Annotated in this window: 12 protein-coding genes and 2 pseudogenes; 9 read left to right on the top strand and 5 right to left on the bottom strand. The window is 75.3% G+C overall.

Features of this window, described 5'->3' with window-relative positions:
• Both ABZ885_RS23930 and ABZ885_RS23925 read right to left on the bottom strand, forming a co-directional pair.
• A pseudogene (locus ABZ885_RS23930) lies at positions 1-2,073 on the bottom strand (hypothetical protein); the annotation flags it as partial.
• A 238-nt stretch (positions 2,074-2,311) separates the two neighbouring features.
• A complete protein-coding gene (locus ABZ885_RS23925) occupies positions 2,312-2,722 on the bottom strand; it encodes a hypothetical protein (protein ID WP_360192135.1) in 411 nt (136 codons plus the stop codon).
• 264 nt (positions 2,723-2,986) lie between these two features.
• On the opposite strand from ABZ885_RS23925, the gene ABZ885_RS23920 reads away from it, so the two are divergent.
• Positions 2,987-3,832 (top strand): hypothetical protein, encoded by an 846-nt coding sequence (locus ABZ885_RS23920; RefSeq protein ID WP_360192137.1) that lies wholly within the window; start codon positions 2,987-2,989, stop codon positions 3,830-3,832.
• Positions 3,833-3,861: 29 nt separating this feature from the next.
• Here the strand turns inward: ABZ885_RS23920 and ABZ885_RS23915 are convergent, their stop codons facing one another.
• On the bottom strand, positions 3,862-5,031 hold the full coding sequence (locus tag ABZ885_RS23915) for an NADH-quinone oxidoreductase subunit D (RefSeq protein WP_360192132.1): 1,170 nt from the start codon (positions 5,029-5,031) through the stop codon (positions 3,862-3,864).
• Positions 5,028-6,044 carry an SAM-dependent methyltransferase gene (locus tag ABZ885_RS23910; RefSeq protein ID WP_360192130.1) on the bottom strand — a complete coding sequence of 339 codons (1,017 nt, stop codon included), beginning with the start codon at positions 6,042-6,044 and terminating at the stop codon, positions 5,028-5,030. Before ABZ885_RS23910 ends, ABZ885_RS23915 begins: the two co-directional genes overlap by 4 nt.
• A gap of 129 nt (positions 6,045-6,173) precedes the next feature.
• On the opposite strand from ABZ885_RS23910, the gene ABZ885_RS23905 reads away from it, so the two are divergent.
• From ABZ885_RS23905 to ABZ885_RS23870, 8 genes are all read left to right on the top strand, one after another.
• A complete protein-coding gene (locus ABZ885_RS23905; protein ID WP_360192127.1) occupies positions 6,174-7,397 on the top strand; it encodes a sensor histidine kinase in 1,224 nt (407 codons plus the stop codon).
• A gap of 45 nt (positions 7,398-7,442) precedes the next feature.
• Entirely contained in the window at positions 7,443-8,132 is a 690-nt protein-coding gene (locus tag ABZ885_RS23900; protein ID WP_360192125.1) for a response regulator transcription factor, read from the top strand.
• 80 nt (positions 8,133-8,212) lie between these two features.
• Positions 8,213-9,160, top strand: coding sequence for a DUF2520 domain-containing protein (locus ABZ885_RS23895; protein WP_360192122.1), 948 nt, complete (start codon positions 8,213-8,215; stop codon positions 9,158-9,160).
• A complete protein-coding gene (gene panC / locus ABZ885_RS23890) occupies positions 9,160-10,065 on the top strand; it encodes a pantoate--beta-alanine ligase (RefSeq protein WP_360192119.1) in 906 nt (301 codons plus the stop codon). Before ABZ885_RS23895 ends, panC begins: the two co-directional genes overlap by 1 nt.
• 89 nt (positions 10,066-10,154) lie before the next feature.
• Complete coding sequence (gene panD / locus ABZ885_RS23885; protein WP_360192116.1) at positions 10,155-10,604, top strand: aspartate 1-decarboxylase; 450 nt, start codon at positions 10,155-10,157, stop codon at positions 10,602-10,604.
• Positions 10,605-10,620: 16 nt separating this feature from the next.
• The gene (locus ABZ885_RS23880) at positions 10,621-12,294 is read left to right on the top strand and encodes an L-aspartate oxidase (RefSeq protein ID WP_360192113.1); all 1,674 of its coding nucleotides are present in this window, start codon (positions 10,621-10,623) and stop codon (positions 12,292-12,294) included.
• Between the two features lie 4 nt (positions 12,295-12,298).
• Complete coding sequence (gene nadC, locus ABZ885_RS23875; protein WP_360192111.1) at positions 12,299-13,270, top strand: carboxylating nicotinate-nucleotide diphosphorylase; 972 nt, start codon at positions 12,299-12,301, stop codon at positions 13,268-13,270.
• 32 nt (positions 13,271-13,302) lie between these two features.
• The gene (locus ABZ885_RS23870) at positions 13,303-14,088 is read left to right on the top strand and encodes a type III pantothenate kinase (protein ID WP_360192108.1); all 786 of its coding nucleotides are present in this window, start codon (positions 13,303-13,305) and stop codon (positions 14,086-14,088) included.
• Positions 14,089-14,128: 40 nt separating this feature from the next.
• Here the strand turns inward: ABZ885_RS23870 and ABZ885_RS23865 are convergent.
• A pseudogene (locus ABZ885_RS23865) lies at positions 14,129-14,932 on the bottom strand (hypothetical protein); the annotation flags it as partial.

Raw genomic sequence — 14,932 nt, 5'->3', positions numbered from 1 at the left:
AGAGCACCCCCGGCGAGGGCACCGTCGTGTCCGCCGCGATCCCGTTGGAGCCCCGGTGAGCGGACGACGGTGGCACCCCCTCGCGGCGCCCGCCCCGCCGGGCACCGGGGTGCCCACGACGCCGGGGACGCCGATCGGGCCGGACGGCCCGGCGGGCCCGCCGGGCGCACCCGCGCCGGTGCCGCTGCCGAACGGTGCCGGCCCGTGCCCGGCGCCCGCGGGGCCGCCGTAGCCGGTGCCGGGGTGGCCGGCCGGTGCCCCGGCCGGTCCGCCGGCGAACGGGCCGGGGCCGACCGGTCCCGCGGCGGCAGGTCCGCCGCCCGGCAGGTTGAACGGCCCGCCGTACGTGGTGCCGTAGGAGGGGCCGCCGCCCGAGGACGTGTCGGGGCCCGGCTGGTGGTGCGGGTACGTCATGGGCGCCGTGGGCGCCGTGGGCGCGGGCGGGGCGAGCACCGAGTCCGTCCGCACGGTGACCGGGCCGCCGCCGCCACCGGCGTGCGGGGCCGGTGCCGCGGCGGCCGGCGCGAGGTCGTAGTCCCCGTCGGCCGGGCCGCCGCCTCCGCCGCCGCCGGTGTGCACCGGCCCGGCGGGCCGTCCCGGGGCGTCCGCGTGGGCGGGCGGCGACCAGTCGCCGCCGCCGTTCACCGGCCCGGTCCGCACCGGCGCCCAGCCGCCGGACGCGGCGGACGCGTCCACGACCGGCCCCCCGGGGCCGCCCTGGCTGCCGGCCCGGACGTGCCCGTCGCCGCCGCCGGGGCCGGTGCCGCCGTCCTTTGCCCCGGCCATGATCACCACGTCGCCCGGTCCGGCGTTCACGTTCACCCCGGGTGCCGTCGGCGCCCCGGGCGTGCCCGGCAGCACCGCGCCCGGCCCGTCCGCGAGCGGGCCGCCCGGCTTGCCGGGCAGCCCGTGGCCGCCCCGGCCGCCGCCCGCCGCGAGCTCGGACAGCGCCTCCGGGACCTCCTGGCCGTCCTTGTCGGTCAGCACCGGCCGGCCGTCCTTGCCGAGCACCGGCCGCCCGCGCTCGTCCAGCTTCACGGTCAGGTCCTCCACCCCGACCAGCGGCTTGCCGTCGGCCCCCTGGACGACGAGCAGCCCGCTCGCGTCGGGGACGGGCGTGCCGTCGGCCCGGAGGATGACCGGCTTGCCCTGCGCGTCCAGCACCGGCTTGCCGGCCTCGTCCAGCTTGACCGCGAGCCCGGGCACGCCGACCAGCGGCTTGCCGTCCTCGCCCATCAGCGGCTTGCCGTCCTTGCCGACCACCACCGTCAGGCCGGCGCCGCCCGCACCGAGCACGCCGGGCTCGCCGAGCGCCGCGGGCAGTCCGGCGGCCACCGGGTCGAAGGTGCCGCCGGGGCCGCTGGTGAGCCAGGCCGGGCGGACGCCGGGGGTGACCCCGGCCGGGCCGATCCGCAGCAGGGCGTGCACGGCGGGCTCCTTGAGCGTGCCGCTGAGCGCGTCCTTCATGGCCCGGCCGAGCTCCTCCAGCAGCCCGCCGATCTTCAGCTTGGCGCTCTCGACGGCGACCGCCGCCGCCACCTCGGCGAGCTTCGCGGTGGCGGCGTTCTGCACCCCGGTCGCCACGGCGTTGAGGCCCTGCCGCAGCCCGCCGAAGACACCGCCGGGTGCCGCCTCCGTGCTCTGCGTGGCGGTGGCCACCTGTGCGGCGGCCTCCTTGGCCCGGGCGGCCTGTTCCTCGGCCTGCTTCAGCTCGGCGGCCAGTTCGGTGAGGGTGGCGACGATGTCGGCCTTGCAGCTGTCGACGGCCCGGGCGGCCTGGTCGAAGGCGCCGCCGACCAGGCCGGCGGCGGAGTGGGCGTCGTCCAGGTGGCCCTTGCCGCCCCCGCTGAACGCCTGCCAGTACGCCTCGAAGGCCTCCACCGCGCGGCCGGAGTTCTCCCCGGCGACCCGCTTGGCGGAGTCGCCGCCGCGCTTGCCGAGGCGCTCGGCCTCGATGCCGAACTCACGCCAGAGCCCGGCCGCCCTGCGCAGCCCGTCCTCGTCGGCCTGCGGCCACTGGTGGCCGGTCCTGGCCAGTACCGGTGCCAGCTCCTCGGGCAGCTTCCGGGACACGCGATTCCCCCTTCGACGTGCAGAACTCGGACGTGCAGAACTCGGACGTGCAGACATCAGATCTGCGGACTTCGGACTCCGGCCGTGCGGACTCCGGCGGGCGGCCCGTCCGGCGCGCACGGCTCCCGGCGTACGGATCCGGGCGCGCGGAGCGTTCCGGTGCACGGACCACGACGTGACGAAGACGTCCGGGCCGCGGCGTTCCGACGACGGTGTACGGGCTGTTCGGGCCGGGCCGTCAGGCCGACACGTCCTTGGGGACGGTCTTCCCGGCCCCCGGGGTTGCGCCCGGCCGCACCGGACCGCGTCCCGCCCCCGCCGCCGCACCGAACCCCGACGCTGCCGCGGTGTCGGCGTCCGCCGTCCGCTCGGCCATCGTGTGCAGCCCGGAGCCGACCTGGCCGAGCCGCCCCGCCAGCCCGCGCAGACCGCCGAGCACCCCGCCGTGCGCGTCCTGGTAGACCGCGGCGAACCCGCTGCCCGGCTTGTCCAGGCCCCACGGGCTGCCGAGCGCGGCGAGCCCCTGTTCCAGGGCGCCGACGGCCTTCCCGAAGTCCGCCGAGATCTTCTCGAACTCGCGCCCCTCGCCGTGCAGTTCCCACGGCTTGATGACGAACTCGCCGCCACCGGTACTGCTGCCGCCGGCCATCCCCGTACCTCCCCCGTAGCGAACCGCCATCCTAGGCCCGCCCCCGGGGCCGCCCGCAGCGCGCCGGAACCTCTTCACCCCGCCTGCACAAGGCCGGAACCGGCTCCGCCCGGTCACGACCTCGCCACCGCCCGGTGAAATCGCCGTAAATGCCCAAGCCACGGGGGGTTCGCACCCCCGCCGAGGCTCTACCCTTGCCAGGTGGCAGCAGCAGAAACGTCCAAGAAGAAGTCCAAGACCGGTTCCACCGCGGTCGACCTCGCGATGCCCACCCTGCGGACCGAGGCGCGCACCGAGGTCCCGCTCGACTTCCCCCGCGCCTGGGCCGAGTTCGCCGACCCCGGCGACGAGGAGCAGGTCTTCCGCTGCGACCTCACCTGGCTGACCTCCCGCTGGAGCTGCATCTTCGGCCAGGGCTGCCACGGCATCCGCGAGGGCCGCGGCGAGTCGGACGGCTGCTGCACGCTCGGTGCGCACTACTCGGACGAGGACGACGAGAAGCGGGTGACCGGCCACGCGGCCCGGCTGACGCCCGAGCTCTGGGAGAACCACGCGCACGGCACCGACGCCAAGGGGCGGATCCGCACCGACGGCGGCATCACCATGCTCGACGAGGACGGCGACCGGCAGACCCGCCGGGTCGACGGCGCCTGCATCTTCGTGAACAGCCCCGGCTTCGCGGGCGGCGCCGGCTGTGCCCTGCACGCGCTCGCCCTCAAGGAGGGCCGGGAGCCGCTGGAGACCAAGCCGGACGTCTGCTGGCAGCTCCCCGTGCGCCGCACCTACGACTGGATCGACCGCCCGGACGACACCCGGTATCTCCAGGTCACCATCGGCGAGTACGACCGCCGTGGCTGGGGCCCGGGCGGCCACGACCTGCACTGGTGGTGCACGGGCAGCCCGGAGGCGCACCAGGGTGCCGACCCGGTGTACATCAGCTACCGCCCCGAGCTCACCGAGCTGATGGGCAAGGCGGCGTACGAGGTGCTGGCCGGCCTGTGCGAGCAGCGGATCGCGAGCAAGGGCGACCGCAGGCTGGCCCCGCACCCGGCCGACCCGGCCGGAAAGGCCGCGAAGAGGGCCGGGGCGAAGGCCGGGAAGCCGGAGTAGCGGAGCGGCCGCTCCCTCGGGAGCCCCGGCTACTTGTCGATGTCGCCGACGACGAAGAACATCGAGCCCAGGATCGCCACCATGTCGGCGACCAGGGTGCCGGGCAGCAGCTCGGTCAGCGCCTGGATGTTGTTGAAGGACGCCGAGCGGAGCTTGAGCCGCCACGGCGTCTTGTCGCCGCGCGACACCAGGTAGTAGCCGTTGACGCCGAGCGGGTTCTCGGTCCAGGCGTAGGTGCTGCCCTCGGGGGCCTTGAGCACCTTGGGCAGCCGCAGGTTGACCGGGCCGGGCGGCAGCGTGGCCAGCTTGTCCAGGCAGGCGTCGGCCAGGTCCAGCGCGTTGACGGTCTGCTCCAGCAGGCACTCGAACCGGGCCAGGCAGTCGCCCTCCTCGCGGGTGACCACGGTCAGCACCGAGCGCAGCTCGTCCGAGCCGTAGGCCAGGTACGGCTCGTCGCGGCGCAGGTCGAAGTCCAGCCCGCTGGCGCGCGCGATCGGGCCGCTGACCCCGTACGCCTCGGCCTGCGCCCTGGTGAGGACGCCGACGCCGGCGGTGCGGGCGCGGAAGATCTCGTTGCCGAGGACGAGCTCCTCGAAGACCGGCAGCTGGGAACGGACGACGCCGACCGCCGCGCGGACCCGGCCGAGCCAGCCGGCCGGCAGGTCCTCCTTGAGGCCGCCGACCCGGTTGAACATGTAGTGCATCCGGCCGCCGGAGGCCTCCTCCAGCACGTGCTGGAGGTCCTCGCGGCCGGAGAAGGCGTGGAAGATCGGGGTGATCCCGCCCAGCTCCAGCGGGTAGGAGCCGAGGAACATCAGGTGGTTGAGCACCCGGTTCAGCTCGGCAAGCAGGGTGCGGATCCAGACCGCGCGCTCGGGCACCTCCATGCCGAGCATCCGCTCGACGCCCAGCACCACGCCCAGCTCGTTGGCGAAGGCGGAGAGCCAGTCGTGCCGGTTGGCCAGCATGATGATCTGCCGGTAGTCCCGGGCCTCGAAGAGCTTCTCCGCGCCGCGGTGCATGTAGCCGATCACCGGCTCGGCGGACACGATCCGCTCGCCGTCCAGCACCAGCTTCAGGCGCAGCACGCCGTGGGTCGCGGGGTGCTGCGGGCCGATGTTGAGCACCATGTCGGTGGTGCCCGCCTCGCCCGTGAAGTTCTCGGCTCCCGCCCCGATGCCGACCGTGGTCTCCCTCATGACCCCAGAGTCTGCCATCCCGGCAGGGTCCCCAGGCTCTCCGGTACCGGCATGCGGACGGCCTGCGCGAGCCAGCCGAAGGTGCCCAGACCTGCCGGATCGGTCAGCTCGGCGGCCTCCCCGGCCCCGCCGAGCGCCTTCAGGTAGGCCACCGGGTCGGTGGAGGCGAGCGCGAGCGCCGGGCGGGCGCCGCTCACGCCGAGCGCCCGCAGCGCCTCGCGCTGCGTCGTCCACAGGCTGTGGAGACCGGGCACGGCCACCGCGTCCAGGGCCACGTGCGCGGTGACGTCGCAGGAGCCGTCCGGCACCGGCGGCACCTCCCGGCCGGCCCGGAACCCGGTCAGGGTGGCCAGCGGCGGGCGGCGCCCGGCGGTGTGCCCGTAGTCGACGGCCACGGCGAGGCCGCGCTCCAGCCCGGCGACGGCGTGCGCCCAGGCCGCGTCCCGGGGGCCACCGAACTCCACGAAGTCCCCCGGCCGGGCGGCCGGCCACCAGCGGGCCGCCCAGGCGGCGTCCGCCGCGTCCGCCGGCCCGCCCGGGCGCTCGGCCCCGGTCACGGTGTCCACCTCGACGTAGCGCAGCACCCCGTCCCCGTCCACCTCGCCGGCGTCCAGCGGCACGTTGTCCAGCCACTCGTTGGCGAACAGCAGCCCGGTGACGCCGCGCGGCACCTCGTCCGTCCACCGGACCGCGGACGGCAGCCCGGCGGGCCGGGCGGCGATCTCCACCCCGTACGGCCGCAGCCGGGCGCGCACCGCGTCCGGCAGCCCGGCCAGCACGCCGGCCAGCAGTTCACCGCGGCCCGCCCCGACGTCCACGAACGCCAGCTCCTCCGGGCGGCCGAGGGCCGCGTCAACCTCCAGCAGCAGCCGGCCCACCGCACGGGCGAACAGCGGGGAGGCGTGCACGGAGGTGCGGAAGTGCCCGGCCGGGCCCTCCGGCCTGCGGTAGAAGCCGCCGTCGGGGTCGTACAGGGCGCGTTCCATGGCGGGCCGCCAGCGCATCCAGGTCATGCGGGCGGACGTTACCGGGGTCCGGGGGCACCCTCCCAACCGGAGCCGGGGCTTCTCCGACCTAGGGAGTAGGACGGATCGCCCTCCCGGCGGACCTGGGCACGCCGTGCGACTGCCTACGCTTTAGACGTGCATCGACTCAACGCCTGGCTCCGCCGTCACCCCATGGTGGTCGACTCCGCCTGGGCGGCGCTGGTGCTCTTCCTCAGCGTCCTGCCTGACAGCACCAGCGCGTCGGGCTGGCGGCTCGGCGTCCACTACGCCATCGCGCTGTTCATCCCGCTGCTGATGGTCTTCCGCCGCCGCATGCCGAACCTGACCGTCGCCCTGGCCGGCGGGACCGGGCTGCTGCAGGTCGTCCTCGGGGTCCCGGTCGCCGCGTCCAGCATCGGCTACCTGGTCTTCGCCTACACCGGCGCCGCCTTCGGCGCGGCCTGGACGTCGCGGCTCGCCCTGGTCGGCGGACTGCTGGCCGGGCCGCTGACCCTCGCCCGCTACCCGTCCGGCGGTTACACCGACGACGACGGCGTCTGGCACGGGCAGCACCGCAGCGTCGCCGAGTTCCTGCTGGTCTCCGCGCTGATGTCGACCCCGTTCATCCTCTGCTGGGCGTGGGGCCGGCTCACCCGGGTGCGCCGCGCCTACCTGGTCGAGCTGGAGGACCGGGCCGCCCGGCTGGAGCGCGAACGGGACGCCCAGGCCAAGGTGGCGGTCGCCGCCGAGCGCGCCCGGATCGCCCGCGAGCTGCACGACGTGGTCGCGCACAACGTCTCCGTCATGATCGTCCAGGCCGACGGCGCCGCGTACGTGCTGGACAACTCGCCGCAGCAGGCCAAGGAGGCGCTCGGCACGATCGCCTCCACCGGCCGCCAGGCACTGGTCGAGATGCGCCGCCTGCTGGGCGTGCTGCGCACCGCCGACACCGCCGAGGAGTACGTGCCGCAGCCGGGCGTCGAGGAGCTGCCCGAGCTGCTGGACCAGGTCCGCACGGCCGGCCTCCAGGTGGACTTCGCGACCTCCGGCCACCCGCGCGAGCTGCCGCGCGGCGTCGAGCTGACCGTCTACCGGATCGTGCAGGAGGCGCTCACCAACGTCCGCAAGCACGGCGGCCCCGACGTGCACGCCCGGGTCGCGGTCGACTTCGGCGAGCGCGAACTCGCCGTCCTGATCGAGGACGACGGCCGCGGCTCCACCGACGAACAGCTGGCCGGCGGCGGCGCCGACGGCCAGGGCCACGGCCTGATCGGCATGCGCGAGCGGGTCGGCATGGTCAGCGGCAGCCTCGACGTCGGGCCGCGCCCCGGCGGCGGCTTCCGGATCCGCGCCGTCCTGCCGCTCAAGGCAGCCCACTGACCCCGTCCACCGCGTCGCCGTCCCACGAACCCCCCAGGAGCCACCTTGACCATCCGCGTGATGCTCGTCGACGACCAGGAGCTGCTGCGCACCGGCTTCCGGATGATCCTGCAGTCACAGGGCGACATCGAGATCGCCGCCGAGGCCGGCGACGGCGCGCAGGCCCTGGAGAGGCTGAAGCACACGACGGTGGACGTGATCCTGATGGACGTCCGGATGCCCCGCCTGGACGGCGTGCAGGCCACCCGGCAGATCTGCCTCGCCCCGGACGGCAGCCCGCTGCCGGACGCCCCGCACGTGCTCATCCTCACCACCTTCGACCTGGACGAGTACGCCTTCGCCGCGCTCAAGGCCGGGGCCAGCGGCTTCCTGCTCAAGGACGTGCCGCCGACCGAGCTGGTGGCCGCGATCCGGGCGGTGCACGGCGGCGACGCGGTGGTCGCCCCGACCACCACCCGCCGCATGATCGACCGCTTCGCCGAGGTGCTGCCCACCCCGGCCACCGCGCCCGGCCCGGACACCCTCGGCCCGCTCACCGAGCGCGAGCGCGAGGTCTTCCTGCTGGTCGCCCAGGGCCTGTCCAACGGCGAGATCGCCACCCGGCTGGTGCTCTCCGAGGCCACCGTGAAGACCCACGTCGGCCGGATCCTGGCCAAGCTCGGCCTGCGCGACCGGGTGCAGGCCGTCGTCCTGGCGTACGAGGCCGGGCTGATCCGGGCAGGGGCCGCGGACTGACCGTCCGCCGCCCGTAGAATGGGCCGGTGCGTCCGGTACCCGAAGAGGACCGGAACGGAGAGTGAGGACCAGGCCGAGCCGTGAGTACGTCCGACTTCGACGACTTCGCCCCGCTCGCCGACGGTTTCGGCGACCCGACGGACCCCGGCAACCGCCCGGCCCGGCTCGCCGTGGGCGTGGTCGGCACCGGCCGGGTCGGCCCCGCGCTCGGCGCCGCCCTACAGCTCGCCGGGCACCGGGTGGTCGCCGCCTCCGGGGTCTCCGCCGCCTCCCGCCGCCGCGCCGACGCGCTGCTGCCGGGCGTGCGGATCGTCACCCCGCCGCAGGTGCTCGCCGCCGCCGACCTCGTACTGCTCACCGTCCCCGACGACGCGCTGGCCGGCCTGGTGGCCGGCCTCGCCTCGACCGGCGCCGTCCGCCCCGGCCAGCTGGTCGTGCACACCTCGGGCGCGCACGGCGTCGCCGTCCTGGAGCCCGCCACCCGGGCCGGGGCGCTGCCGCTGGCGCTGCACCCCGCGATGACCTTCACCGGCACCTCGGTCGACCTCGCCCGGCTGGCCGGCTGCCCGTTCGGGGTGACCGCGCCCGAGGAGCTCCGCCCGGTCGCCGAGGCACTGGTGGTCGAGATGGGCGGCGAGCCCGAGTGGGTGCCGGAGGACGTCCGCCCGCTCTACCACACGGCCCTCGCGCACGGCGCCAACCACCTGGTCACCCTGGTCGCACAGGCGATGGAGCTGCTGCGCACCGCCGGGGTCGCCGAGCCCGGCCGGCTGCTCGGCCCGCTGCTCGGGGCCGCCCTGGACAACAGCCTGCGCTCCGGCGACGCGGCCCTCACCGGCCCGGTCGCCCGGGGCGACGCCGGCACCGTGCGGCGCCACCTGGCGCAGCTCAGTACGGTGTCCCCGGACATCCCGGCCGCCTACCGGGCGATGGCCCGCGCCACCGCCCAGCGGGCGCTCGCGCACGGGACGATCGACGAAGCGTCGGCGGCGGCACTGCTGGACGTACTGAACGAGGAGAAGCAGTAATGGCACGCGGCAAGCAGCCGGGCAAGGCCCAGCGCGCACCCAAGGTCCACCGGGCCGTCGTGACGCACACCGTCGGCGACTTCGAGGCGGCCTTCTGGCCGGACGAGCAGCCGGTCGACAACGCGGTCGTGATGACCATGGGCGCACTGCACGAGGGCCACGCCGCGCTGATCCGCGCCGCCCGCAAGCAGGTCGGCCGGGACGGCCGGGTCGCCGTCACCGTCTTCGTCAACCCGCTGCAGTTCGGGGCCGGCGAGGACCTGGAGCGCTACCCGCGCACCCTCGACGACGACGTGCGGCTCGCCGAGGAGAACGGCGCCGACGTGGTCTTCGCACCGTCGGCCGAGGAGGTCTACCCGAACGGCGAGCCCCAGGTCCGCCTGACGGCCGGCCCGATGGGCGAGCGCTACGAGGGCGCCACCCGGCCCGGCCACTTCGACGGCGTGCTGACCGTGGTCGCCAAGCTGCTGCACATCACCGACCCGGACTTCGCCTTCTTCGGCGAGAAGGACGCCCAGCAGCTGGCGATCGTCCGCCGGATGGCGGCCGACCTGGACTTCGACGTCGAGATCGTCGGCGTGCCGACCGTCCGCGAGGAGGACGGCCTGGCGCTCTCCTCCCGCAACCGCTACCTCTCGGCGGAGGACCGCGAGCACGCGCTCGCCCTCTCCCGGGCGCTGTTCGCCGGCCGCGACGTGGCCGCGCAGGGCCCGAAGGCCGTGCGCGAGGCCGCCTCGGCCGCCCTCGACGGCGCCGAGGGCGTCACCCTGGACTACCTCGCCCTGATCGACCCACACGACTTCACCGAAGCGGCGGACGACTTCCAGGGCGAGGCGGTGCTGGCCGTGGCCGCGAAGGTGGGGACGACCCGCCTGATCGACAACGTCCGCATCATCTGCCGCTAGGCAGACCTCCGGCAGGCACGGACCCCGTGCCCCGGAAACCCGGTAGCAGTCCCCCTTCAGGCATGCACTCACAGGAGGCGTGACCCGCAATGCTCCGCACCATGCTCAAGTCCAAGATCCACCGGGCCACCGTGACCCAGGCCGACCTGCACTACGTCGGCTCCGTCACGGTGGACGAGGACCTGCTCGACGCCGCCGACCTGCTCCCCGGCGAGCTGGTCCACATCGTCGACATCAACAACGGCGCCCGGCTGGAGACCTACACGATCGCCGGCCCGCGCGGCTCGGGCGTGATCGGCATCAACGGCGCCGCGGCCCGCCTGGTCCACCCCGGCGACCTCGTCATCCTCATCGCCTACGGGCAGATGGACACCGCCGAGGCCAAGGGCTACCAGCCGAAGGTGGTCTTCGTGGACGCCGAGAACCGGATCACCGGCACGGGCGGCGACCCCGCCGAGGCCGGGGAGGGCACCGGACTGCTCCGGGGTGACGAGGCGTACGGTGACGGCAACGGCGCGGCCAACGCCGTCGCGCGCTGAAGGAGCCACTGAAGTCATGCCCGTCACCCATCGCCTCACCGCCCCCGCCCCCGGCTGGACGACCACCACCGACGTCGTCGTGGTCGGCTCCGGCGTGGCCGGTCTCACCGTCGCCCTCAACGTCCGCAAGGCCGGCCTGCGGGCCGTGGTGGTCACCAAGGCGATGCTCGACGACGGCTCCACCCGCTGGGCCCAGGGCGGCATCGCCGCCGCCCTGGGCGAGGGCGACACCCCCGAACAGCACCTGGACGACACCCTGGTGGCCGGCGCCGGGCTCTGCGATGAGGACGCCGTGCGCACCCTCGTCACCGAGGGCCCGGACTCCGTCCGCCGGCTGATCGCCACCGGCGCCGCGTTCGACCGCGGCGAGGACGGCGAGATCCTGCTCACCCGCGAGGGCGGCCACCACCGGCGCCGGATCGCGCACGCGGGCGGGGACGCCACCGGCGCCGAGATATCGCGCGCGCTGGTCGCCGCCGTCCGCAGCGACCCCGGCCTGGAGCTGATCGAGCACGCCCTCGTCCTCGACCTGCTCACCGACGCCGACGGGCACGCCGCCGGCCTCACCCTGCACGTGATGGGCGAGGGCCAGCGCGACGGCGTCGGCGCCATCCGGGCCCGCGCGGTGGTGCTCGCCACCGGCGGCATGGGCCAGGTCTTCTCGGCCACCACCAACCCGGCGGTCTCCACCGGCGACGGCGTGGCGCTCGCGCTGCGGGCCGGCGCCGAGGTCACCGACCTGGAGTTCGTGCAGTTCCACCCGACCGTGCTCTGGCTCGGCCCCGACGCCGAGGGCCAGCAGCCGCTGGTCTCCGAGGCCGTCCGCGGCGAGGGCGCCCACCTGGTCGACGCGGCCGGCACCCGGTTCATGGTCGGGCAGCACGAGCTGGCCGAGCTGGCCCCGCGCGACATCGTCGCCAAGGCGATCACCCGGCAGATGCAGCTCCGGGGCACCGAGCACATGTATCTGGACGGGCGGCACTTCGGCGCCGCGATGTGGGAGCAGCGGTTCCCGACCATCCTCGCGTCCTGCCGCGCGCACGGCATCGACCCGGTCACCGAGCCGATCCCGGTCGCCCCGGCCGCGCACTACGCCTCCGGCGGCATCCGCACCGACCTGCACGGCCGGACCACCGTCCCGGGCCTGTACGCCTGCGGCGAGGTCGCCTGCACCGGGGTGCACGGCGCCAACCGGCTGGCCTCCAACTCGCTGCTGGAGGGCCTGGTCTTCGCCGAACGGATCGCCGCCGACCTGGCCGGCCGGCACCGCGCGGGCGACCTGCCCGAACGGGCGGTGGACGTCGCGGCCGCCCGGGCCGCGCACCCGGTGCCGCTGCCCGCACCCGAGGCGCGCGCCGAGATCCAGCGGCTGATGTCGCGCGGCGCCGGCGTGCTGCGCTCGGCCGCCTCGATGGCCGGCACCGCCGCCGGGCTCGCGCTGCTCGCCGGGACCGCCCACACGCACGCGGCGGAGGAGAAGCCCGCCGACCCCCGGGTGGAGACCTGGGAGTCCGCCAACCTGCTGCTGGTCGCCACCGCCCTGGTCGCGGCCGCCGCGCAGCGCACCGAGACCCGCGGCTGCCACTGGCGCGAGGACTTCCCCGACCGGGACGACGCCACCTGGCGGCGCCACCTGATCACCACCCTCACCGCCTCCGGCGACCTTGTCAGCACCCCTGAGGAGCAGTAGAACCATGACCCACTCCCACGAGGCCCACGAGGAACTCCCGATGGCCGGAGGCTGCGGCGACGGCTGCGCCTGCGGGGACGGCGAGGGCTACGAGACCGGCCTGGACCCGCAGCTCGCCGAGCTGCTGGAGGAGGCCGGGCTGGACCCGGTCGAGGTCGAGGACATCGCCACCCTGGCGCTGGCCGAGGACCTGGCCGGCGGCGAGGACGTCACCTCCGTCGCCACCGTGCCGGCCGACGCCGTCGCCACCGCCGACTTCACCGCCCGCGAGGCGGGCGTGGTGGCCGGCCTGCGGATCGCCGAGGCCGTCGTCTCGCTGGTCTGCGAGGAGGAGTTCGAGGTCGAGCGGCACGTCCAGGACGGCGACCGGGCCGAGGCCGGCCAGGTGCTGCTCTCGGTCCGCGGCCGCACCCGCGACCTGCTCACCGCCGAGCGCAGCGCGCTGAACCTGCTCTGCCACCTCTCCGGCATCGCCACCGCCACCCGCGCCTGGACGGACGCCCTGGACGGCACCGGCGCGGTGGTCCGCGACACCCGCAAGACCACCCCGGGCCTGCGCGCGCTGCAGAAGTACGCGGTCCGCTGCGGCGGCGGCGCCAACCACCGGATGGCGCTGTCCGACGCGGCCCTGGTCAAGGACAACCACGTGGTCGCGGCCGGCGGCGTCGCCGAGGCCTTCCGGGCCGTCCGGGCCGCGTACCCCGACCTGCCGGTCGAGGTCGAGGTCGACACCCTGGAGCAGATCACGCCGGTGCTGGAGGCCGGGGCCGACCTGATCCTGCTCGACAACTTCACCGTCGCGCAGCTCAAGGAGGCCGTCGAGCTGGTGGCCGGCCGGGCGAAGCTGGAGGCTTCCGGCGGCCTGACCCTGGCCAGCGCGCGCGAGGTCGCCCAGACTGGTGTCGACTACCTGGCCGTGGGCGCGCTCACGCACTCCTCGCCGATCCTGGACATCGGCCTGGACCTGCGCGCCTGATCACCTGATCGTCCCTCACGCAGAAGGCACCCATGCTGCTCACCATCGACGTCGGCAACACCCAGACCACACTCGGCCTGTTCGACGGCGAGGACGTGGTCGAGCACTGGCGGATCTCCACCGATCCGCGCCGTACGGCCGACGAGCTGGCGGTGCTCCTGCAGGGGCTGATGGGCTCCCACACCGCGGTCAACGAGGCCGCGGTGGAGGGCCTGGCGATCTGCTCGTCCGTCCCCTCGGTGCTCCACGAGTTCCGCGAGGTGACGCGCCGTTACTACGGCGACGTGCCCGCGGTCATCGTGGAGCCCGGGGTGAAGACGGGCGTGCACGTGCTGATGGACCACCCCAAGGAGGTCGGCGCCGACCGCATCGTCAATGCGCTCGCCGCCAACCACCTGTACGGCGGGCCGTGCATCGTGGTCGACTTCGGCACCGCCACCACCTTCGACGCGATCAACGCCCGCGGCGACTACGTCGGCGGGGCGATCGCCCCCGGCATCGAGATCTCGGTGGAGGCGCTCGGCGCGCGCGGCGCCCAGCTGCGCAAGATCGAGCTGGCCCGGCCGCGGAACGTGATCGGCAAGAACACCGTCGAGGGCATGCAGTCCGGCATCCTCTACGGGTTCGCCGGCCAGGTCGACGGCCTGGTCGACCGGATGGCCCGGGAGCTCGCCAAGGACCCGGACGACGTCCAGGTCATCGCCACCGGCGGGCTGGCCCCGCTGGTCCTCGGCGAGGCCGGCACCATCGACGTGCACGAGCCCTGGCTGACCCTGATCGGCCTGCGCCTGGTGTACGAGCGCAACCGCCCGAGCTGAGGGGTGCCTGAGGGGCCGTAGGGGCCCTTCGCCCCTCGTCTCAGGGGAGGGCCGGGGGCGTCGCCGGGCCGTTCTGCGGGGCGAGGACGCCCGGCACCGCCGTGGGCGGCACGGGCGCGCCCGTGGACCCCGTCGCACCGGGCTGCGGCAGCGGCGGCGTACCGCCCTTCCCCTGCCCGGCCCCGCCCTGCCCGGAGACGACGTCGGAGGGCAGCAGCGGCTTGCCGCCCGGGGTGACGGCGACGCCCGGGGCGCCGCCCGCCCCCGGGCGCCCGTCCGCCGGGATGGCGGCGGCGACCCGGTCCCAGCGCTTGTCCGTCACCACCTCGACCATCCGGCCGGCCGTCAGCGGCGGCTCGGCCCGGGTGATGTCCGTCCCCTGCTCCAGGGGCCTGCGGTTCCACTCCTGGAGCATCAGGTGGTAGCCGCTCTTCGTGATCAGCGAGGCGGACCAGGTCTTCGCACCGGCCGGCTCGCCGTCCCGGGTGCCGGCCTGGTAGACCACCACCCGGGACCCGTCCGCCGTGGTGGACTCGGTGCAGACGTCGGGCGCGGCGGTGTGCGCGCAGCCCTCGTCGGCGCCGCCCGCGTCGCGTGTGATCCAGAACAGGTACTGCACCGTGCCGTGGCCGTCGTCGTGGGTCAGCCGCAGCTGCGGGGTGCCGCTCTCCGTCCCCCGTGCCTCGCCGACGTCGACGACGCGGCCGGCCGGCAGCAGGCCGGTCAGCAGGCCGAGGAACTCCTGGCCGGAGACCGGCGCGGCCGTGGGCCGTCGACCAGCCAGCTGCCGTAGGCGCCGCGGCGGGCGGTGAAGCGGTACTCGGCCTCGGGCAGCGGGAGCAGG

This window comes from Kitasatospora sp. NPDC047058, assembly GCF_040643935.1.
Classification (GTDB): domain Bacteria; phylum Actinomycetota; class Actinomycetes; order Streptomycetales; family Streptomycetaceae; genus Kitasatospora.
Note: the sequence above shows the minus strand (reverse complement) of the source record. Positions and strands in the feature narration are given on the sequence as shown.

Excerpts from the sequence above, each read along its gene's own strand:
- ABZ885_RS23910 (WP_360192130.1), bottom strand. The coding sequence starts at position 6,044 with ATGACCTGGATGCGCTGGCGGCCCGCCATGGAACGCGCCCTGTACGAC.
- nadC (WP_360192111.1), top strand. The coding sequence starts at position 12,299 with ATGACCCACTCCCACGAGGCCCACGAGGAACTCCCGATGGCCGGAGGC.
- ABZ885_RS23925 (WP_360192135.1), bottom strand. The coding sequence starts at position 2,722 with ATGGCCGGCGGCAGCAGTACCGGTGGCGGCGAGTTCGTCATCAAGCCG.
- panD (WP_360192116.1), top strand. The coding sequence starts at position 10,155 with ATGCTCCGCACCATGCTCAAGTCCAAGATCCACCGGGCCACCGTGACC.
- ABZ885_RS23880 (WP_360192113.1), top strand. The coding sequence starts at position 10,621 with ATGCCCGTCACCCATCGCCTCACCGCCCCCGCCCCCGGCTGGACGACC.
- ABZ885_RS23920 (WP_360192137.1), top strand. The coding sequence starts at position 2,987 with ATGCCCACCCTGCGGACCGAGGCGCGCACCGAGGTCCCGCTCGACTTC.
- panC (WP_360192119.1), top strand. The coding sequence starts at position 9,160 with ATGGCACGCGGCAAGCAGCCGGGCAAGGCCCAGCGCGCACCCAAGGTC.
- ABZ885_RS23870 (WP_360192108.1), top strand. The coding sequence starts at position 13,303 with ATGCTGCTCACCATCGACGTCGGCAACACCCAGACCACACTCGGCCTG.
- ABZ885_RS23915 (WP_360192132.1), bottom strand. The coding sequence starts at position 5,031 with ATGAGGGAGACCACGGTCGGCATCGGGGCGGGAGCCGAGAACTTCACG.